Annotated in this window: 16 protein-coding genes; 6 read left to right on the top strand and 10 right to left on the bottom strand. The window is 69.2% G+C overall.

The features are described from left to right. Nucleotides 1-319 precede the first annotated feature (319 nt). From LDL21_RS28345 to LDL21_RS28320, 6 genes are all read left to right on the top strand, one after another. Nucleotides 320-1,210: a LysR family transcriptional regulator gene (locus LDL21_RS28345; RefSeq protein ID WP_181697637.1), complete on the top strand. Its 891-nt coding sequence runs from the start codon at nt 320-322 to the stop codon at nt 1,208-1,210. Beyond that, entirely contained in the window at nt 1,207-2,136 is a 930-nt protein-coding gene (locus tag LDL21_RS28340) for a LysR family transcriptional regulator (protein WP_225282486.1), read from the top strand. The genes LDL21_RS28345 and LDL21_RS28340 overlap by 4 nt, the downstream gene beginning before the upstream one ends. An 84-nt stretch (nt 2,137-2,220) precedes the next feature. After that, entirely contained in the window at nt 2,221-3,372 is a 1,152-nt protein-coding gene (locus tag LDL21_RS28335; RefSeq protein WP_225282485.1) for a DUF2786 domain-containing protein, read from the top strand. A gap of 77 nt (nt 3,373-3,449) precedes the next feature. Further along, a complete protein-coding gene (locus tag LDL21_RS28330; protein ID WP_225282484.1) occupies nt 3,450-4,238 on the top strand; it encodes a helix-turn-helix domain-containing protein in 789 nt (262 codons plus the stop codon). 182 nt (nt 4,239-4,420) lie between these two features. After that, nucleotides 4,421-5,383 (top strand): alpha/beta fold hydrolase, encoded by a 963-nt coding sequence (locus tag LDL21_RS28325; RefSeq protein WP_225282483.1) that lies wholly within the window; start codon nt 4,421-4,423, stop codon nt 5,381-5,383. 27 nt (nt 5,384-5,410) lie between these two features. Beyond that, entirely contained in the window at nt 5,411-5,764 is a 354-nt protein-coding gene (locus LDL21_RS28320) for a cupin domain-containing protein (RefSeq protein WP_181697632.1), read from the top strand. 1 nt (nt 5,765) lies between these two features. Here the strand turns inward: LDL21_RS28320 and hisH are convergent, their stop codons facing one another. The 10 genes from hisH to LDL21_RS28270 all read right to left on the bottom strand — a co-directional run bounded on the left by hisH (nt 5,766) and on the right by LDL21_RS28270 (nt 19,593). Continuing rightward, a complete protein-coding gene (hisH, locus tag LDL21_RS28315) occupies nt 5,766-6,395 on the bottom strand; it encodes an imidazole glycerol phosphate synthase subunit HisH (protein WP_067644773.1) in 630 nt (209 codons plus the stop codon). After that, complete coding sequence (gene hisB / locus LDL21_RS28310; RefSeq protein WP_157105161.1) at nt 6,392-7,006, bottom strand: imidazoleglycerol-phosphate dehydratase HisB; 615 nt, start codon at nt 7,004-7,006, stop codon at nt 6,392-6,394. Before hisB ends, hisH begins: the two co-directional genes overlap by 4 nt. An 18-nt stretch (nt 7,007-7,024) precedes the next feature. Next, nucleotides 7,025-8,152 carry a histidinol-phosphate transaminase gene (locus tag LDL21_RS28305; protein ID WP_225282482.1) on the bottom strand — a complete coding sequence of 376 codons (1,128 nt, stop codon included), beginning with the start codon at nt 8,150-8,152 and terminating at the stop codon, nt 7,025-7,027. Beyond that, nucleotides 8,149-9,486 carry a histidinol dehydrogenase gene (gene hisD, locus LDL21_RS28300; protein ID WP_181697630.1) on the bottom strand — a complete coding sequence of 446 codons (1,338 nt, stop codon included), beginning with the start codon at nt 9,484-9,486 and terminating at the stop codon, nt 8,149-8,151. The genes LDL21_RS28305 and hisD overlap by 4 nt, the downstream gene beginning before the upstream one ends. Before the next feature lie 143 nt (nt 9,487-9,629). After that, on the bottom strand, nt 9,630-11,231 hold the full coding sequence (locus tag LDL21_RS28295; protein WP_181697629.1) for a serine/threonine-protein kinase: 1,602 nt from the start codon (nt 11,229-11,231) through the stop codon (nt 9,630-9,632). A gap of 88 nt (nt 11,232-11,319) precedes the next feature. Beyond that, entirely contained in the window at nt 11,320-13,059 is a 1,740-nt protein-coding gene (locus LDL21_RS28290; protein ID WP_225282481.1) for a penicillin-binding transpeptidase domain-containing protein, read from the bottom strand. 46 nt (nt 13,060-13,105) lie between these two features. After that, complete coding sequence (locus tag LDL21_RS28285) at nt 13,106-15,181, bottom strand: acyltransferase family protein (protein WP_225282480.1); 2,076 nt, start codon at nt 15,179-15,181, stop codon at nt 13,106-13,108. Nucleotides 15,182-15,309: 128 nt separating this feature from the next. Continuing rightward, a complete protein-coding gene (locus LDL21_RS28280) occupies nt 15,310-16,167 on the bottom strand; it encodes an arylamine N-acetyltransferase family protein (protein WP_225282479.1) in 858 nt (285 codons plus the stop codon). A gap of 151 nt (nt 16,168-16,318) precedes the next feature. Then, nucleotides 16,319-17,308 carry a TAXI family TRAP transporter solute-binding subunit gene (locus LDL21_RS28275; protein ID WP_225282478.1) on the bottom strand — a complete coding sequence of 330 codons (990 nt, stop codon included), beginning with the start codon at nt 17,306-17,308 and terminating at the stop codon, nt 16,319-16,321. A gap of 41 nt (nt 17,309-17,349) precedes the next feature. Further along, nucleotides 17,350-19,593, bottom strand: a complete 2,244-nt coding sequence (locus tag LDL21_RS28270) for a TRAP transporter permease (RefSeq protein WP_225282477.1) — start codon at nt 19,591-19,593, stop codon at nt 17,350-17,352. Nucleotides 19,594-19,628: the final 35 nt, after the last annotated feature.

The following is a 19,628-nucleotide window of genomic DNA, read 5'->3' as shown; positions in this document are numbered from 1 at the left end:
TAGCCGGACTTGCCGACCACTCCCCTCAGGTCGGTGCCGAATGCGGTGACGTGCCGAGCGCACGTCACCGCATTCTTTTGTCTCCGAATAGTTTTCCGCCATAAACAATTGCCACCATGTTTGCGGCACGATTACCGATTCCGTTGTCCGTGCCCGGCCGGCAGCCGATCAGCACCGGGCACTGCCCGATCAGGCGTTGTCGCCCAGCGCCTCCGCGTGTCGGGCGGGTGCCGACGAGGCGGTCGGAGCGTGACACAGGCGAACACCAGGCAAAATACTCACCGGTCGGTAAAGAGCCTTTACCGATGAGAGGTGATGGATGAACTGGCAAGAGATCGAAACGTTCCTCGCGGTGGCCGAGGAACTGCACTTCGGGCGAGCGGCGGATCGGTTGCTGCTGTCGCGGGCCCGGGTGAGCCAGTTGATCCAGACACTCGAGGCCCGCGTCGGCGCACCTCTGCTGGAGCGGACGAGCCGTCGGGTTTCCCTGACGCCCTTGGGCATTCAGCTCCGCGACGACCTGCTCCCGCACCATTGCGGTGTACTGGACGCGGTAGCGGAGGTGACCGAAACCGCGCGCGGCATCGACGGCGTGCTGCGAGTCGGTTTCTCCAGCCCACTGGCAGGCAAGCTGCTGATCGGGGCGGGCGATGCCCTGCGCGCACGCCACCCCGGCTGCACTCTCGATATCCGCGAGGTGCAGCTCTCCGATCGCTACAGCGCGTTGCGCTCGGGCGAGCTGGATCTGCAGCTCATCGAATTCCCCGCCACCGAACCCGACCTGGTGTGCGGTCCGGTGCTGCTGCGCGATGCCCGGGTTTTGGCGGTGTCCACCCGCAATCCGCTCTCGCGGCGACGCTCGGTCACCGTCGAGGATCTGACCGGACAAACCGTGCTGTTCATCGGCGGGGTGCCGGGCTACTTCCTCGATCACGTGGTTCCGCCGGTGACTCCCGCCGGGTCGCCGATCCGCCGTTCGACGACCACACGGTACTGGCAGGAGTTGCTGGCCCACGTCGCCGCCGATATCGGCGTCACCGTGACGGCCGCCCAGGGCATCGAGTACTACCCGCGACCCGACCTGGTCTACGTGCCGTTCGAGGAGCAGGCGCCGATCGAATACGGCCTGCAGTGGCGCGCGCCGGGTCTGTCGGCGCGGGCGGCGGCCTTCGTTCGTACCGCCGTGAAATGCGCCGGGAGCACACGATGAACTGGCAGGAGCAGGAAACCTTCCTGGTGCTGGCCGAGGAACTGCACTTCGGGCGTGCGGCGCAGCGGCTCACGGTATCGCGGGCCCGGGTGAGTCAGATGATCCACACCGTGGAACGGCGCATCGGCGCACCACTGTTCGAGCGGACGAGTCGACGGGTGTCGTTGACCCCCTTGGGGACTCAGCTGCGCGACGCCCTCGCTCCGCATCATCACGGCATTCTGGCCGCACTGGCCAGGGCGGCCGGCAGCGCGGGTGCCGCGGAGGTGTTGCGGGTCGGCTTCACACACCCACTGGGCAGCGAGATGCTGATGGCGGCCGCCACCGCGTTCCGCGCCGAGCGCCCCGCGTGCACGGTGGAGCTGCGTGAGGTCCAGCTGTCGGACCGGTTCGGTCAGCTGCGGCGCCGCGAACTCGACCTGGTCTTCCTCGAGTACCCCGCCGTCGAGCCGGATCTCGTGAGCGGCCCGGTGCTGTTGCGTGACGCGAAGGTCCTCGTCGTCCCGACCTCCCATCCCCTGGCCACCCGCTCCTCGGTCGCCGTGGTGGACTTGGCCGACGAAACCCTGCTCACCGCCCGGGGACTGGCGGGCTACTTCCTCGACCACCACTTCCCCACCCACACCCCCTCGGGCCGCCCGATCCATCGTTCGATGACCATGCCGTACTGGCAGGAAGTCATGGTCCAAGTGGCAGCGGGCAACGGCATCGCCCTCGCCGCCGCCCAAGCCGGCCACTTCTACCCCCGCCCCAGCCTGGTCTACCTCCCCTTCGACGATCTCCCACCCATCGAATACGGCCTGGTCTGGCGCACCTCCGGTTTGTCGAATGCCGGCATAGCCTTCGTTCGCGCGGTGACCGAAACCGCTCGCGCCTCGGCTGAAGCGGTGACAGCTTCCGATGAGCCAGACGCCCCGAACCGGTGATGACGCACGGATACGAGGCCTGCCGTGCGGGGGAGGTCGGCCCATTTGTCCACCGGACCGCGCGCGAGGGACGATCGGTAGACCATGGCCAAACAGAACCGCCGGCGTCGCACCGGGCGCAAGCCTGCCCCACCGACCGCGTTCGACGCGCTCTCGGGTGATCCGGCGACCATCGCCGAGGCGGTCGTCGCCGCTGCCGCGCAGGGTGCGGCCGAGTCGATCGGGACGGTGACCGTCACCGACGAGCTCGCCGCGGGCGTCGAGCTGGCGGGTCGGCGGCTCATCACCCACGCCTACGATCTCGGCTGGCTCCCCGGGGACATCCATCAGGCCGCGCGTCGACGCCTCGACGAGTTCGGCGTGGGATACCTGCTGGATCTGATGGCGGCGAACCGTCCCGACGCGAGGTGGGAAGCGCAGCTCGACGACCTCGGTGCCGCCGTCTGGTGGACGACTCCCCATCTACGGGCATGGGCCGATCGCGCCTTGCTCACCGGTGGCGAAGCACTGACCACCGTGATCGATGCCCTCGCGCTGTTGCTGCGACTGCCGAAGCTCGAAGCGTCCGGCCCGGCTCGACCCCGGCACGGTGTGGACGAGAAGGTGCTCGGCCGGGTACGCGGACTGCTCGCCAAAGCCGAATCCACGTCGTTTCCCGACGAGGCCGAAACCCTCTCGGCCAAGGCGCAGGAACTGATGACCAAGTACGCCATCGATCACCTGCTGCTCGAACCGTCGAGCGATCTCCCCGCCACCCGCCGCATCTGGCTCGACACCCCCTACACCGACGCCAAAGCCCTGCTCATCGACCGGGTGGCGCACGCCAATCGGTGCCGCGCCATCTTCGCCGCGGAGTGGGGCTTCGTCACCGTGGTCGGCGACGACACCGACCTCGAGCTGGTCGAACTCCTGTCCACCTCCCTGCTGGTCCAGGCCACCCGCACCATGATCGACAGCGCGGACACCGAAGAATCCCGTTCCCGCCACTACCGCAAAGCCTTCCTCACCGCCTACGCGACCCGTATCGGCGAGCGCCTCACCGAGGCCACCGACACCACGATCGCCCACGCTCCGAACCACCTCCTCCCCGTCCTCGCGGCCCGGCAACACCAGATCGACAAGGCTTTCGACACCTACTTCCCCACCGCCCGCGCCAAAGGCATCACCATCCGCAGCGCCGAAGGCTGGGCCGCAGGCACCGAAGCCGCCGCCGAAGCCCACGTCGCCCCTTCCTGATCCGATATGTGGCCTGTCGAGCCGTCGCCTGCGACTGATCGACGACGCTGACGTCACCACCCACCTACGCTGGTGAGATGCGCCCGATCGTGTCCGAAGCGGAACTGGGTGGGGGCTGGGAGGTTGCTGCTGCCGGTGCCAACCCGGTTCCGGGCGCGGTGATGGGCGGGTTCCTGGAGCGCGTCGGGGCAGGCGCGCCGATGCGGGTGTGCGCGCGACCCGAGGTGACCGTGGTGATCCAGTTCGGCGATGCTCCGCTGCGGGTCACAGCCGGTGGTGAACAGCGGCGGCTCGGCGGTGTGGTCGCCGGATTGGCGCCGATGCCGCAGCAGGTGACGGCCGACCGCATCGAATGCCTCGAGCTACGCCTGTCGCCCCTGTCCACACGCACTCTGCTGGGCGCCGCTCCATCCGAATTGCGTGGGGAGATGGTCGATCTCGATGCCGTGTGGGGACGCGCCGCAAACCTACTGCGCGAGCAACTGTCCGAAATGCCCACGTGGGCAGAACGATTCACCATCCTGACGACATTCCTCGCCCACCGCGAACCAGTCGGCACCGCCGACCCCGAGGTAACGGCTTGCTGGGACCGCATCGTCGCCACCGGTGGCCGAGTACGGGTGCAGGAGCTGGCCGAGTGGACCGGGTGGAGCCGACAACGACTGTGGTCCCGATTCACCGCACAAGTAGGTGTCACCCCCAAACAGGCCACAAAGATAGTGCGGTTCCGTCGCGCACTGGATCGCCTCGCCGCCGGGCAGCCCGTGGCAGACGTAGCCGCGATCTGTGGCTACGCCGATCAGCCCCACCTCCATCGCGAGGTCGTCGCTTTCGCCGGCACCACGCCGCGCACTCTCGCCAACTGACCAACCGACGCACACACACCGCAACGCGGACACACCGCCACCCGGCGTCATCTCGCACGATATCCCCGCGGCCGCCAACCCCACATCCCATCGCGCACCAACGCACGGACGACATTGCACTCCGCACCGAAAGCGGACATTCGTTCAAGACCTACCCGCGTTCCCTGCGCGACAGTTGATCCATGACGCCCTCTCTCGACAATCGGATTCGCGCGATCGAACAGCGGGTTGCCAGCGCACACGGTCTGACCATCACCGAGCACTTACTGCCGCAACGTGATCCGCGTGTCAGAGTGCTCAGCATCGGCGCGGGAAGTCCGTTGATCTACCTCAACGGCATCACCGCACCGGCGCTAGGCTTCGCACCGTTGCTGGCCGAACTCCCCGGTTACCGGCACATCCTGGTGGAATTCCCCGGTCAGGGACTGGCCCCTTCGCCGCAGTGGCCCGGCCCTTCACTGCGCGAATTCGCCGTCGCCACGCTGACCGGAACTCTCGACGCACTCGGCCTGCCGAAAGCGACCGTCATCGCCAACTCTCTGGGAGGGCTGTGCACACTCTGGACAGCATTGGACGCGCCCGACCGAATCTCGCGCGCCGTGCTCCTCGGCGCACCGGCTACCGCCCTCCCCGGCGCCCGGCCCGTTCCCGCGATGGTCTCCCTCACCACCCCGCTCCGTGGCCGGATGGAACAGTCGCTCATGGGACTGCCCTCACCGCGGTTCCTCGCCGAAGCCGCCCTCAGCGAGGCCCTCGGCGAGCAGGCGGTAGCCGCCATGTCGGACGACCTCGTCGACCTGCACCGGCTCCCCCTCCGCCGACCAGGCCAAGCCGCCGCCTATCGCTCTCTGCTGACGCGATTACTCGACGGCCGTGCACCACGCCCCGAAAACATCCTCACCCCAACAGAATTGAGCCAATTCGACATCCCATTGCTCTTCGTATGGGGCCGCGACGACGTCATCCTCTCCCCCACCGACGCCCTCCCCAGCATCGAACACATCCCCTCAGCGCACCTCGAAGAAGTCCCCGGCGGCCACAATCCCTGGTTCGACGACCCGGCCGCCTGCGCCACCCCGATCCGCTCCTTCGTCACCGCCGGGTGCCGCGCCGAATCCGACCCGGCACCCCATCCACTCCCCTGACGATCACCGACCGAGAAGAGCCGAACCATGCGCAAACACGACCCCATCACCACCGCGAAAACCCTCGCCCAGTTCGATTTTCGCGAACTGGCCCCGTTCAACACCGGAGCGTTCTGCATGTATCACGGCGCCGAACTCCCCGGCTCCGACTGGGAACTGCACCCCGACACCGACGAATTCCTGATGGTCCTGCACGGCAGCGTCACCGTGGAAATCCTCACCGACGACAGCAGTCATCGAAACCGGCTCACCGCAGGGCAATTCGTCGTCGTGCCGAAGGGCCACTGGCATCGCCACCTCGACATCGACAATGTCGTGGAGCTGTACTACACGCCGGGCGAGACGATCGAATCCACCGCCGACGACCCGAGACTCGGCTGACCTACAGCGACCCGATCCAGTTGCGCAGCAACTGAGCACCCGCGTCGCCGGACTTCTCCGGGTGGAACTGGGTGGCCGAGAGCGGGCCGTTCTCGACGGCGGCGAGGAACGGCACGCCGTGCTCGGCCCAGGTGAGTTTCGGCGGCGGAATATGGTCGGCTTCGGGCAGTTCCCACTGCTGGGCCGCGTAGGAGTGGACGAAGTAGAAGCGGGTGTCGGCGTCCATGCCCGCGAACAGGGTGCTGTCGGCGGGTGCTTTCACCGTGTTCCAGCCCATGTGCGGGAGGACGGGGGCCTCGAGCCCGGCGACCGTGCCGGGCCATTCACCACAGCCCTCGGTTTCCACACCGAACTCGACACCCCGGTCGAACATGATCTGCATGCCGACGCAGATGCCGAGCACCGGGCGTCCACCGGCCAGGCGCTGCCCGATGATGCGCTCACCACGCACCGCGCGCAGCCCGGCCATGCAGGCCGCGAACGCGCCGACACCGGGGACCACGAGCCCGTCGGCCGCCAACGCGGCGGTCGGGTCGGCGGTGACCTCCACCTGGGCGCCTGCCCGCACCAGGGCGCGTTCGGCGGAGTGCAGGTTGCCGGAGCCGTAGTCCAGCAGCACGACGGATTTCACAGCACACCTTTCGTGGACGGCACACCGCTCACGCGGGGGTCGATCTCGACGGCCGCGCGCAAAGCCCGTGCGACAGCCTTGAATTCGGCCTCGGTGATGTGGTGCTGGTCGCGCCCGTAGAGCACCCGGACATGCAGGGCGATCCGTGCGTTCTGCGCGATCGATTCGAACACGTGCTTGTTGAGCACCGTCGAGTACGACGCACCGGGGCCCGCGCTCGGAATGATGGTGTGCACCAGGTGTTCCGGCTCGCCGGTGAACACGCAGTACGGCCGCCCCGACACGTCGACGGCGGCGTGGGCGAGGGTCTCGTCCATGGGGATGAAGGCGTCGCCGAACCGGCGGATGCCCTTCTTGTCGCCCAGAGCCTGCCCGAGGGCTTGCCCGAACACGATGGCGGTGTCCTCGACGGTGTGGTGTGCCTCGATCTCGATATCACCTTCGGCACGCACCACCAGGTCGAACCCGGCGTGGGCGCCGAGGGCGGTGAGCATGTGGTCGTAGAACGGCACACCGGTGGAGATCTCGGTCTTGCCGCTGCCGTCGAGGTTCAGCTCCACCAGGATCGAGGATTCCTTGGTGACCCGTTCCACCCGCGCTGTTCTGCTCATGGTCTGTTTCTCCACGCTTTAGTGAGTGAGGTCGGTGGCGGCGATATCGCGGCTCACGCGCAGGAACTCGTCGTTCTCGGCGGCGAGCCCGATGGTGGCGCGCAGGTAGCCGGGAATGCCGACATCGCGGATGAGTACCCCGGCGTCGAGGTAGTGCTGCCAGGCGCGGCCCGCGTCGGTGAACCGGCCGAACAGCACGAAATTGGCGTCGCTCGGGATCACCTGGAACCCGAACGAGGCGAGCGCCGCGGCGACCCGATCGCGCTGGGAGGCCAATTCGGCCACACTGGCGAGGGTTTCGTCGGCGTGGCGCAGGGCGGCGCGGGCGGCGGCCTGGGTGACCACCGACAGGTGATACGGCAACCGGACGAGCAGGATCGCGTCGATCACCGCGGGCGAGGCCGCCAGGTAACCGAGACGGCCACCGGCGAAGGCGAACGCCTTGCTCATCGTGCGGGTGACGACCAGCTTGGTCGGGTACCGGTCGATCAGGGTGATCGCGCTCGGCGCGGCCGAGAACTCCCCGTATGCCTCGTCCACCACCACGATGCCCGGCGCGGCGTCGAGCACACGCTCGAGGTCGTCGATGGGGACGCTGTGCCCGGTCGGGTTGTTCGGGCTGGTCACGAACACCACATCGGGACGGCGTTCGGCGATCTGCGCGACGGCGTAGTCGATGTCGAGGGAGAAGTCGCTGCCGCGCGCGGCCTCTAGCCATTCGGTGTCGATGCCCTCGGAGATGATCGGGTGCATCGAGTACGACGGCACGAAACCCAGTGCGCTGCGGCCCGGCCCGCCGAAGGCCTGCAACAGCTGCTGCAGGATCTCGTTGGACCCGTTGGCCGCCCACACATTGCTGGTATCGACGGCGACACCGGTCTGGCGGGTCAGGTACTCGGCCAGGTCGTGGCGCAGCGCGACCGCGTCCCGATCCGGGTAGCGGTGCAGGTCGGCGGCGGCGGCCCGCACCGACTCGGCGACATCGTCGACGAGCGCACGACTCGGCGGGTGCGGGTTCTCGTTGGTGTTGAGCTGCACCGGCACCGTCAATTGCGGTGCGCCGTAGGGAGATTTGCCACGCAGGTTGTCGCGCAGCGGCAGCTGGTCGAGGGTTGCCGAGGCGCCGGGCACGGTGGGAGTGCTCATGACAACGCCTCGAACCGCGCCTGCACGGCCTGACCGTGCGCGGGCAGGTCTTCGGCATTGGCCAGCGCCACCACGTGTCCCGCGACATCCTTCAACGCCGCCTCGGTGTACTCCACGATGTGGATGCCACGCAGGAAGGTCTGCACGCTCAACCCCGAGGAGTGCCGCGCGCAGCCCGCAGTCGGCAGCACGTGGTTGGACCCGGCGCAGTAGTCGCCGAGGCTCACCGGCGCCCACGGACCGACGAAGATCGCGCCCGCGCTACGCACCCGCGCCGCGACGGCCGACGCGTCGGCGGTCTGGATTTCGAGGTGTTCGGCGGCGTAGGCGTCGACCACGCGGAGGCCCTGGGCGATGTCGTCGACGAGGACGATCCCGGACTGCTTGCCGCGCAACGCTTCCCGCACCCGGTCGTGGTGCTTCACCACGGCCAGCTGGGCATTGACGGCGGCATCGACCGCGTCGGCGAGGGCGACGGAATCGGTGACGAGCACGCTGGCGGCGAGCACATCGTGCTCGGCCTGGCTGATCAGGTCGGCGGCCACGTGCACCGGGTCGGCGGTGGCGTCGGCCAGCACGGCGATCTCGGTGGGGCCCGCCTCGGCGTCGATACCGACGAGGCCACGGCACAGCCGCTTGGCGGCGGTGACATAGATATTGCCGGGGCCGGTGATGAGGTCGACCGGTTCCAGCGCCGCACCGTCGGTGTCGGTGCCGCCGTAGGACAGCAGCGCCACGGCCTGCGCGCCACCGACGGCCCACACCTCGTCGACACCGAGCAGCGCGGCGGCCGCCAGGATCGTCGGGTGCGGCAGGCCACCGAACTGCGCCTGCGGCGGCGAGGACACCACCAGCGATTCCACGCCGGCGGCCTGCGCCGGGACGACGTTCATCACGACCGACGACGGGTACACGGCATTACCACCGGGCACGTACAGGCCGACCCGTTCGACCGGCACCCACTTCTCGGTGACGGTGCCGCCGGGCACCACCTCGGTGACCGAGTCGGTGCGGCGCTGATCGGCGTGCACCTTCCTGGTCCGCTCGATGGCTACCTCGAGCGCGGCGCGCACGGCGGGGTCGAGGGCGTCGAGGGCCTTGCCCAGCTCGGCGACCGGCACCCGGACCGCGCTCGGGCGGACACCGTCGAACTTCTCGCTGTAGTCCAGCGCGGCTTCGGCGCCCCGGTCGCGGATGTCTTCGACGACCGGCCGCACATGATGCAGCACCGAGTCGACGTCGACCCCTCCGCGCGGCAGCGCGGTGCGCAGCTCGGCGGCGGAGGGAGTACGACCGCGCAGATCGACGCGGGCGAGCTCGATGCGGGGAGTCATATCGGAGTGCGGTCCTGTTCTGTGCGTGGCATCAGGTCAGGTACCAGCCTAATGGGCGGCAACCACCGGTTTTCGGCCACATCCTCCTCGCGCGCCGATCCGCCCGTGTGTATCGGGCGGACCAGCGGTTTTCGGCGGGTGAGCTAGCGGGTGTCGCCGTCGATGCGCAGGTTGCCGTTGTAGTTCACCACGCGCATGACCATGGACTTGGTCTGGCCGTCGATGGTGATGCTGGCCAGGCGCATATCGGTCGATCCGTCGGCGTTGTTGCCGCTGACGGCGGTGATGCTGGTGAAGCTGGTGATGACGCGTGAGTTCCAGTACTGCCGGAACTCGGCCTCGCTGCCGTACACCTGCTGCGCGGCGGGCGTGAGCATCGACCACGACCCGGCAGGATCGCTGAAGAAGTTCTCCACCAGCAGACCGGCCGACCCGATGTTCACGGTGCCGGTATTGGGCGCCTGCCCCAGCGCGGGGATCGCCGAGGTCGTCGTCGGTGCGACAGCGGCCTGGGCCGTCGTCGTCGAATTCGCCTGCACCTGAGGCGAATCGGAGTCCGACCCACTCATGGCACTGATCGCGACGGCGATCGCGGCGATCACCGCACCCACACCCGAGCCGATCAGCACCGCACGGCCCTTGCCCGGCTGCTTGCGCGGGGCGGGGGCGGGCTGGGCCTGGGTGGGCGGATGCGCGGCGGTGTCGTAGCGCGGCTGCGGGCGCGGCTGCGAACGGATCTGGCGGGTCGCCGCGTTGGACGCACCCGCGTGCGAGGCACGCCTGCCGCCGGACTGCCGGATCACCTGCGTGGTGGCGGCCGAATTGCGGCGGCCGTAGGCCTCGCTGGCGGGGACGAATCCGGCGGGCACCGCGTCGGCGTCGTCGGCGAAGGCGGCGAGCGCGTCGCGGGCCTCGGTCATCGTCGGACGATCGAGCGGTTCGGGGTTGAGCAGGTCGAGCAGGAAATCGGTGGCCGGACCGGCGTTGTGTGGTTCGCGCACCTGGCCGTTGGCGGCCGCGTAGAGCACGGCGAGCGGGTTGGCGTTGGCGCCGTAGGGCGGTTCGCCTTCCAGCGCGTGGAACAGGGTGGCGCCGAGGGCGAACACGTCGGCGGCCGGAGTCGGATCGGCGCCACGCGCCACCTCGGGCGCGAGGTAGGCGGCGGTGCCGCAGATGAGGCCGGTCTCGGTGAGGGTCACATCGCCCGCGGCCCGCGAGATGCCGAAGTCGGTGATCTTCACCTCACCGTGCTCGCCGAGCAGGATGTTGCCCGGCTTCACGTCGCGGTGCACGAGCCCGGCCTGGTGGGCGGCGATCAACGAGGACGCCACCTGCTCACCGATGCGGGCCACCTCGAGCAGCGGCAACGGGCCCTTCTGGCCCAGTTCCGCGGCGAGGCTCACCGACTTGAGGTATTCCATCACCAGGCACGGATCACCGTTGTGCTCGGTGATGTCGAAAACGACGATGGCATTGGGATGCTGGAAGCGTGCCGCATTGCGGGCTTCGCGAATCGCACGCTGGCGCAGCACATCTCGCTCGGCCTCGGGCAGGCTCGGCTTGATGTGGATCTGCTTCACCGCAACCGAGCGTTGGAGGCGTTCGTCGACAGCGCGCCATACAACGCCTGTGCCGCCGCTACCAATACGCTCGACCAGGCGGTAATGCTCCGCGATCTTCTGACCGGTATCGATGGCGCCTACTCCGAACCTTCTCGAAATTGTGACATCCCGCGTATTGACCATGGGTATGGCCCGCCGACGAGTGTAGCTCGACTGGTGGTGACCGCGTGCGGCAGCGGGGGGATTGCACGCCTGCGGAGAGTGAGATGGCTCATCGTGTCACACGAAGCATCCTGCCCGCCGACTCGACCGCCGGTCCGGAGCTGCCCGCGTCGGCGACGAAGACCGCGAAGGCGAGGTCGCCGCGGATTCCGACGAACCATCCGTGTGCGTGTTCGTCGTCGAGGTACTCGGCCGTGCCGGTCTTGCCGAGCAGGCCGGGGATGTCGCGCAGGGAGGTAGCGGTTCCGGCGCTGACCGTCTCGGCCATCATGGCTTCCACCTGCGATGTCACCGCGGCGGGCACCGGTTCGGTCCGGCGGTCGGCGGTGCCAGGACGACCCACGACCACCGACGGCGCGGGCGCGGTTCCGTGGGCGAGCGAGGCGGCGACGAGCGACATTCCGAACGGCGACGCGGTGACCGTGCCCTGTCCGATGCTCGCCTCCACCTGCTGCGCCGGATTCTGCGCGGCGGGAACTTCCCCGGTGACTGTCGTCAAGCCGGGTGTCACATAGTCCACTCCTAGGCCGAGCTGCGCGGCGGCCTGGGTGAGCCCGTCGGCGGGCAGGCGCACACCGAGCTGCGCCATCGTCGTATTGCAGGACCGGGCGAAGGCGGTGTGCAGCGGCACGTCACCGAGGTCGAAGCCGTCGTCGTTGGGGATGGTCCGGCCTTCGATGGTGGCGCGGCCGGGGCACGGCAGCACGGTGTCGGCGGTGACACCGCCCGCCTGCAACGCGGCCGACACGGTGACGGTCTTGAATGTCGAACCCGGCGGGTAGAGCCCGGTGAGCGCGATGGGACCCTGCGCATCGGCGGGTGCGTTCTGCGCGACGGCGAGCACCTCGCCCGTCGAGGGCCGCAGCGCCACGATGGCTGCGGGCGTCGGCACGGGCGCCAGCGCGCCTTCGGCGGCGTTCTGCAGGTCGATGTCGAGGGTGGTGGCGATGTCGGTGGTCGCGGTGGCGTCGGGTCCGGCGATGCGCTGGGTGCCCGAGGGCGTGTGGGCGCGTACCGCCCAGCCCGCCGCGTCGTCGGCCTGGTGCTGCCAGAGTTCGGTCAGTCCGGCCAGCGTCGGTGCCGCGAGGGTCTTGTCGACCGTCAGCAGTCTCGGCTGGGGTGCCAGGGTCACACCGCGCAGCCCGGTCAGCGTGTCACGAACCGGGGCGATGTCGGCCTCGCGCAGGGCGACGGCGGTGATCGGTTTACCTTGGGCCGCAGCGAGATCCGCGCTCAGGGTGGCCTCGGTGACGCCGTGCGGCGCGAGCGCGGCGGCCACGGCGGGCAGGTCGGCGTCCGGGGCGACGGTCACCAGGGTCACCACCTGCTCGGTCATCAGCTCACCACCGCTCGCGTCGAGTACGCGTGCGGGTTTCGGTGGTATGGGGCTGTAGCTCAGCGGGCCGAGATCGAGGCCGGGCGCCACCGTGGCGGGGTTCCAATCGATCGTCCAGTCGTTCTCGTCGGCCGTTCCGGTGCTGGTGTAGGTCCATTCGTCCCGACCGCCCGTGCCGAGCTTCCAGGTGGATTCGAGGGTGAAGCTCGCCTCGTCGGTGGCGCTCACTCGCACGGTGTCGTTCTTGCCCAGGTTCTCGAACAGGGTGGTGAGGGTCTGGCGGGCCTGGTCGGGGGCGTCGGTGAGGGCCGCGGCGGCCGCCGCGTCACCGCTGCTCAGGGCCTTCGCGAAGGCCTCGGCGACGGTCTGTGGCTGGTCCGGTCCGGACGAGCACGCGACGGGCACGACAGCGAGCGCGACGAGCAGGACCGATGCCTTGCGGGGTATGCGCACCGGTCCGAGGGTAGCCGGACCTGTGGCGCGCGTGGTGATCTCGCGCTCACCACCAGCCGGTGACGGCGGCGATCTGGCGGCCCAGTTCGGGGGCGAGTGATCGGGCGTAACTGGCGGTGAGGTGGTGTTCGTCGCGATAGATCAGCACATTGCCCTCGACGACCCGGCAGCGCTGCGGGCGGCACACGGCGTCGGAGAGATCGAGCAGGTAGATGTTCGGGTAGCCGGCGGCCGGTGCGGCGGCCGGGTCGACCGCGTCGAGCGCCTCGCTGCGGTCCATCCCGCAACTGTCGGGGTCGCCGCGGTGGGCCAGACAGTCCGGGGCCCGGTAGAACACGCCGTCGCGTCGCAGCCGCGGCGTGTCGCGCAGGGCGAGCACATTGAGCCCACGCTCCTGCAGCGCCGACCACACCTCGAGGTACTCGCCGGGCACCTCGTCGCCCGGTGCGTCCTGGCGGTAGCGGGTCGACAGGGTGATCACCCAGTCCGGTTGTTCTGCGGCCAGCCGGTCGAGCACTTCCACCGACCACTCGTGACATTCGGGGAAGGGCCATTCGGCGTAGGACGGCTCGTCGACCAGCACCAGCGGGCACCCTTCCTTGAGGTAGGACACCACCCGGAAACCGTGTTCGGCGCCGAGCACTTCGAGTGCGGGCAACCAGTGTTCGGAATGTGAGCCGCCGACGAGCGCGATCGAGCGGGCGGCGTCGGGGTCGCCGTAGACGCAGGTGCGGACCTCGCGGTTGGGTGTGATGCACCCGTCGGTGGTCGGCGAGGGGGTGTCGACGTGACCTTCGAACACGGTGGGCCGCATGGGCGCCTTGGGGAATTCGGCGCCGGAGAGCAGCGCGGTTGCTCCCGGGTAGCGCAGGCTGTCGAGGTTTTCCGGTGGCACGGCCGGGTTGGCGAGCAGCACCAGCTGCCAGCCGAGGGCCGAGGCGAGCACGGCGACGGTGAGCGCGCCGACGAGTGTCCCGGTGGCCCGGTGCGGCGGTGTCTCCTGACCGCGCGGCCCCATCCGCAGGGGTGCCTCGATCCAGCGCGCGGTGGCGTAGGCGGGGATCAGCGAGACACCGATCACCACCAGCCCGTCGACGACACCGGCGTCGGTCCGCCCGGTCTCGCCCAGGTAGAAGATGAGAATCGGCCAGTGCCACAGGTACAGCGGGTACGCCATCGCGCCCAGTTCGGTGCACACCCGCCCCGACAGCAGCCGGGTCGCGGTGCCCGGTGTCGTGCCAGATCCGAAGCCGGCGGCGATCACCAGGCAGGCGGCGGTCACCGGCCACAGGGCGGCGACGCCGGGAAACTGGGTGGCGCCGTCGAAGAGCGGACCGCACGCGAAGACCATGAGGAGCCCGAGCCCCGCGGCCAGACCGCGCAGCCGGGTCGGCAGGCGCAGCCAAGGCGCCGCGATGGCGAGCACCGCGCCGGCCAGCAGTTCCCATCCGCGCGCGAGACTGTCGTAATACGTCCAGGCCTGGTGGTGTCCGGTTCCGGTCGTGGCGTACCAGAACGAGAGCAGCCCGATCGCGGTCAGCACCGCGATGAGTGTCCCCCGGTCGGCCCTGCCCCGGCGGCGCAACCACGCCCAACCGGCCAGCAGCGCGAAGATCACCAGATAGAACTGTCCCTGCACCGACATCGACCACAGGTGTTGTAGTGGGCTCACGGTCGGGTCGGGCGCGGTGTAGTCGAGTTCGGCGACGGCCAGATACCAGTTCTGGACGTAGAACATCGAGGCGAGAGTCTGCGCGGCGGTTTCGCCGAGCAGGGTGTAGGGCCGCAGGGTGATCGTCGCGACCGCGACCGCCGCGAGCACGACGACCAGTGCGGGGGTGAGTCTGCGCAAGGTCCGGCGCGCGGTCTCGGTGGCGGCCACCCGGCCGCTGCGCTCCACCCCGCGCACGATCGCGCCGGTGAAGAAGAAGCCCGACAGCACGAGAAACACGTCGACGCCACCGGAGACCCGGCCCGCCCACACGTGGAACGCCACGACCAGCGCGATCGCCACGCCGCGTAGCCCGTCCAGGTCCGACCGCCAGCCGGGCCGGGCAGCGGCCCCGCTCGAACGGACCCCCTGCTCCGGCTGACCCGGCAACGCGAAATGAACCTTCGGCACAAACGACCCCACTGAATCGGACCCCACCGCAGCGATCGGGGTTTGTTTCCCGGCAAGTAACCATCAATTTGCCGTAGCGACACGATGGAAGCAAACCGCCGAGCCGTGTCGGTGGGACCGAAATGCGGTCAGGCGGTGCGCCAGGGTGTGGTGACGAGCACCTCCGCGTCGGCGGGGTCGAGTTCGATGTCGAACACGTCGCTCAGCACTTTCGGCAGGTCGGTGGCGTCGATCTCGCGGCTTTCGCTGGTGCCGTCGGGGTATTCGGTCACCAGGGTGAGGTCGTCGAGCACGTGGTGGACGTCGGGCCGGAAGCGCTGCAGGAACGGCCGGGTGGTGAACGGTGAGTGTGGCGAGGTCGACACGAAGTGGTTCCCCACCGCGAAGTCGGTACGGTACTGCGGGTTCTCGGTGAAGGTGTAGCGATCGATCCAGCCGTCACGGCCGAACTGGTAGAGCACCCACAGGTCGTCGCGGTGCTCGAGCCGGAAGCGCCAGTCCCCCAACGTGAATTCGCCCCTGCTGTCGGCCAATTCGTACGGTTCGAGCGGACCGGCACCGAAACCGACATCGCAGATCCAGACCCGGTCGTCGTCCGGGGTGGTGACGCGGAGCAGGGCGTGGGTGGCGGGCCGGATCGCCCCCGTGGCCAGCGAACCGAAGGTCACTCGGCCGCTCAGGCCACGCACATCGAATCCGAGGCGTTCCAGTGCGGCGGCGAAGAGACCGGCGTTCTCGTAGCAGTATCCGCCGCGCGCGTGCCGGACCAGTTTGTCCTGCAGGGATTTCAGGTCGAGCGGAATGCCGCGGCCGAGGATGATCTCGAGGTTCTCGAAGGGGATCGTGGTGGTGTGGGCGCGTGTCAGGGCGCGCAGGGTGTCGAGCGAGGCGGTGCGCGGTCCGTCGTAGCCGATCCGGGCCAGATAAGCGTCCAGATCGAGCTCCTCGCCCAGCCAGCGTTCGTCGCGTGCCACGGCCTCGGTCATCGCATCCTCGTTTCGGTCGGCGTCTGTTTCGCACAACCGAGCCTCGCCACGGGTTGTTCCCCGCACAGCACACGGTCCCCGTCACCCCTGGTAATCGAGGGCGGCGGGGACCGTGGCACCCGCGTGTCGGGCGCGGGTGGCGGGGGCGAGGTCAGCGCAGGGCTACCTCCGAGCCGCGGTGCAGCTGTACCGGCGCGGTCTTGTTCGCGGTGTCGGCATTGATCCCCTTGGCGGCCGGGTTCGCCTGCTCGAGTTGGGGTTTGCGGTCGAGCAGGGTCTTGGTGAGGACGCAGGCGAGGTTCGCGTCGAGGTCGTCGCGGACCACGAGCAGGTTGGGTACGACCACGGTCGGCACGTCGGCGCTCAGGCCGTAGGTGGCGGCCGGGATCGAGCCCGCCTCGTAGACGGGGTTGATCTCCTTCAGCTTCGGCAGCGCCCCCGTGATGTCGAGGAACCTGACCTTGTCCTTCGCGGTGGTGAACAGGTCGGTGATGCCGGGCGTCGGTAGGCCGCCGGACCAGAACATGGCGTCGATCGAGCCGTCCTTGAGGCCGTCGACGGTCTTGGTGAGGTCGAGGCGCTGGGCGGAGATGTCGGTGTCGTGGTTGAGACCCGAGGCCTGCAGGACGCGCTGGGCGATCACCTCGGTGCCCGATTTGGGCGAGCCGGTGGAGACCCGTTTGCCGCGCAGGTCGGCCAGGGAGTTGATGCCCGCGTCGGCGCGCACGATCACCTGGGTGTAGTTGTCGTAGAGGCGGGCCAGCGCGCGCACCGGCTGGACGCTGGTGAAGCTGCCCTTGCCCTGCACGGCGTCGGCGGCGGAGTCGGCCAGCGAGAAGCCGACCTGATAGGTACCGCCGACCACCTGCTGGATGTTCTGCACCGAGGCGCCGGTCTCGGCGGCGGTGGCCTTGACCTTGCCGTCGGTGGCGGCCGAGATCTGTTCGGCGTAGGCGTTGCCGAGCGCGAAGTACACACCGGTCGCATTGCCGGTGGCGATGCCGATCCTGGTGTCCTGCTTCACTTCACAGCTCACCTCGCCACCGGTGTCCGCCGTCGGCGAGTCCTGTCGGCCGCCGCAGCCCGTGAGCAGGGCGGCGGCGGTGCTCGCCGCGACAACGATGCCAAGTGTTCTGATCATGACGACCTCTCTCCTCGACGGCGGCGCCGCCTGCTGACCGATCACGGTGTGCCCGTGGCTTTTCGACGACGCACGCGTTCGACGACTCCGGCCGCTGCGGCGACTACGAGCACACCGAGCCCGATCGCCGTAGCCGTCGGGTGCGGGTACAGCAGCGTGAGACCGGCGGCGCCCGCGAGTACGCGCGGCACCGCCCCCACCGCGCCGATGCCGAGGATCCAGCCGCCGGTCGCGGCCGCCAGCGCCGCGACGCCGACGCACGCGGCCGCGGTCACCCACAGCACGTCGAGCAGCGCGCCACGGCCGAGCAGGTGCTGCCCGGAGTCGGTGAGCACGAACATCAGCGGCACGAGGAACGCCGGCAGCGCGTAGCGCAGCGCCGACCACATGGTCGGCATGGCCTTCGCGCCGGTGACGGCGGCGGCGCCGACGGCGGCGAGCGCGGTCGGCGGGGTCACCTCCGAGAGCACCGAGAAGTAGAAGACGAACATGGCGGCGGCGGGCGCGGCGACGTGCAGGTCGAGCAGGGCCGGACCGATGATGACCCAGCCGATCACGAACGACGCCGTCACCGGCACCGCGAGACCGAGCAGCGACAACGCGATCGCGGCGAGCAGCGCGGTGGTGGCGAGCACGACGGCGGGGTCGTCGGAGAGCACCGAGCCTGCCCGTACCAGCAGCGAGGCGAGCTGGGCGCCGAGACCGGTCTTGGTGGTCATCGCGGTGATCACACCCGCCGCGGCGCACACGGCGACGACCGGCAGTGCGGAGCGCATCCCCAGCGAGAGTGCACGCAGGGCTTCGAACACGAAACGTTGCAGTGTTTTTCGCGTCCAGAGGTCGGTGGGGGTCGACTGCTTTGTCGCCGTTACGTCTGACGATGCGTCGCCCGTCGACGGGTCGCCCGTCGACGGGTCGCCCGTCGACGGGTCGCCTACCGACTTGTCGACTGTCGACTTGCCGACCGTCGACGCACCGACTGTCGACGATCCGCCAGTCGATGATGGGGCTCCGGCCGCGTCGCGAGCTCGCAGCATTCGATCCGGCACAGCCAGGATCAAGGCGAGCGCCGTGGCGTAGACGACGGCACGGGTCGCGCTCACCCCGGCGAGCAGCAGCACCACGATGACGATCAGCGACGAGAAGTGATATCCGAAGCGTCCCAGCAGTTTCCACCACGGTGTCGGCAGCGGAGCGTCGGTGAGGTCGGCGGGCGCGCGGCCCTCGGCATGGATGCGACGGGCGTCGATCTCCACCGACAGCAGGATGCCGAGGTAGTACAGCAGGGTCGGGATGAGTGCCCAGCCGAGGACGGTCACATACGACACGTCGAGGTACTCGGCGACGATGAATGCCGCTACCCCGAGCGTCGGCGGTGACAGGATCGCGCCCACACCCGCCGCCGCGAGCATGCCGCCCGCCTGTTCCGGCCGGTAACCTGCCCGCTTCAGGATCGGCCAGGTGACCGCACCGGTACTCACCGCGGTCGCCGTGCCCGACCCGGACACGGTGCCGAGCAGGAATCCCGACGCCACCGCCGTGCGCCCGGCCGCACTGTGCGAGCGACGGAACAGCGACACCGACAGATCGACGAAGAACCGAGCGGCACCGGAGAATTCGAGTACCGCGCCGTACAGGGTGAACAGCACGATGTAGCTGGCCGCCACGTCGAGCGGAGTGCCGTAGAACCCGCTGCCCGAGTTGTACAGCGCGTCGACGATCTGATCGATGTCGAGCCCGGCGTGGGCGATGGCCCAGTTCTGCGGCAGCAGCCCGCCGTAGTAGCCGTAGGCGAGGAACACCAGGCACACGATCGGCAGAATGACCCCGGTCGTGCGCCTGCACGCCTCGAGCACGAGCACCAGCAGCAACCCACCCATCGCCACATCGAGCGGGGCGAGCATGCCCTGGCGGTCGAGGAAGGCGTTGTAGCCGCCGCCCGCGTCACCGAAGGTCAACGGCAGGATCGGATACAGGCACACCACCAGGGCGATCGCGGCGAGCACCCAGTCGAGCACCGAGGGCGCGTCGGCCCGGTCGAGCCTGCCCCACCAGGACCGATAGCTCAGGTACACCAGCGGCAAGGCGATCCCGAGAAACACCACCAGGTAGTATTGGCTGCCCTGGGCCAGCGGCCGGAACACCTGCCAGATCGACAGCAGCGCCACCGCGAGCGCGACGATCCCGACCAGCCTGGCCGGGAATCCCGACAGGGTCCGTGCGGGCCGTTCCTCGTCGTCCACACCCAGCTCAGCCGCGGTGACAACGGGCGGCGCAACGCTCATGTGCGGACGATAGCAACGGGATTCGGGCATCGGAG

Source organism: Nocardia rosealba (assembly GCF_020216065.1).
Lineage (GTDB): Bacteria > Actinomycetota > Actinomycetes > Mycobacteriales > Mycobacteriaceae > Nocardia > Nocardia rosealba.
Note: the sequence above shows the minus strand (reverse complement) of the source record. Positions and strands in the feature narration are given on the sequence as shown.

Coding starts and splice junctions, on each gene's coding strand:
- LDL21_RS28345 (WP_181697637.1), top strand. CDS start 320: ATGAACTGGCAAGAGATCGAAACGTTCCTCGCGGTGGCCGAGGAACTG.
- LDL21_RS28340 (WP_225282486.1), top strand. CDS start 1,207: ATGAACTGGCAGGAGCAGGAAACCTTCCTGGTGCTGGCCGAGGAACTG.
- LDL21_RS28335 (WP_225282485.1), top strand. CDS start 2,221: ATGGCCAAACAGAACCGCCGGCGTCGCACCGGGCGCAAGCCTGCCCCA.
- LDL21_RS28330 (WP_225282484.1), top strand. CDS start 3,450: ATGCGCCCGATCGTGTCCGAAGCGGAACTGGGTGGGGGCTGGGAGGTT.
- LDL21_RS28325 (WP_225282483.1), top strand. CDS start 4,421: ATGACGCCCTCTCTCGACAATCGGATTCGCGCGATCGAACAGCGGGTT.
- LDL21_RS28320 (WP_181697632.1), top strand. CDS start 5,411: ATGCGCAAACACGACCCCATCACCACCGCGAAAACCCTCGCCCAGTTC.
- hisB (WP_157105161.1), bottom strand. CDS start 7,006: ATGAGCAGAACAGCGCGGGTGGAACGGGTCACCAAGGAATCCTCGATC.
- LDL21_RS28305 (WP_225282482.1), bottom strand. CDS start 8,152: ATGAGCACTCCCACCGTGCCCGGCGCCTCGGCAACCCTCGACCAGCTG.
- hisD (WP_181697630.1), bottom strand. CDS start 9,486: ATGACTCCCCGCATCGAGCTCGCCCGCGTCGATCTGCGCGGTCGTACT.
- LDL21_RS28295 (WP_181697629.1), bottom strand. CDS start 11,231: ATGGTCAATACGCGGGATGTCACAATTTCGAGAAGGTTCGGAGTAGGC.
- LDL21_RS28280 (WP_225282479.1), bottom strand. CDS start 16,167: ATGACCGAGGCCGTGGCACGCGACGAACGCTGGCTGGGCGAGGAGCTC.
- LDL21_RS28275 (WP_225282478.1), bottom strand. CDS start 17,308: ATGATCAGAACACTTGGCATCGTTGTCGCGGCGAGCACCGCCGCCGCC.
- LDL21_RS28270 (WP_225282477.1), bottom strand. CDS start 19,593: ATGAGCGTTGCGCCGCCCGTTGTCACCGCGGCTGAGCTGGGTGTGGAC.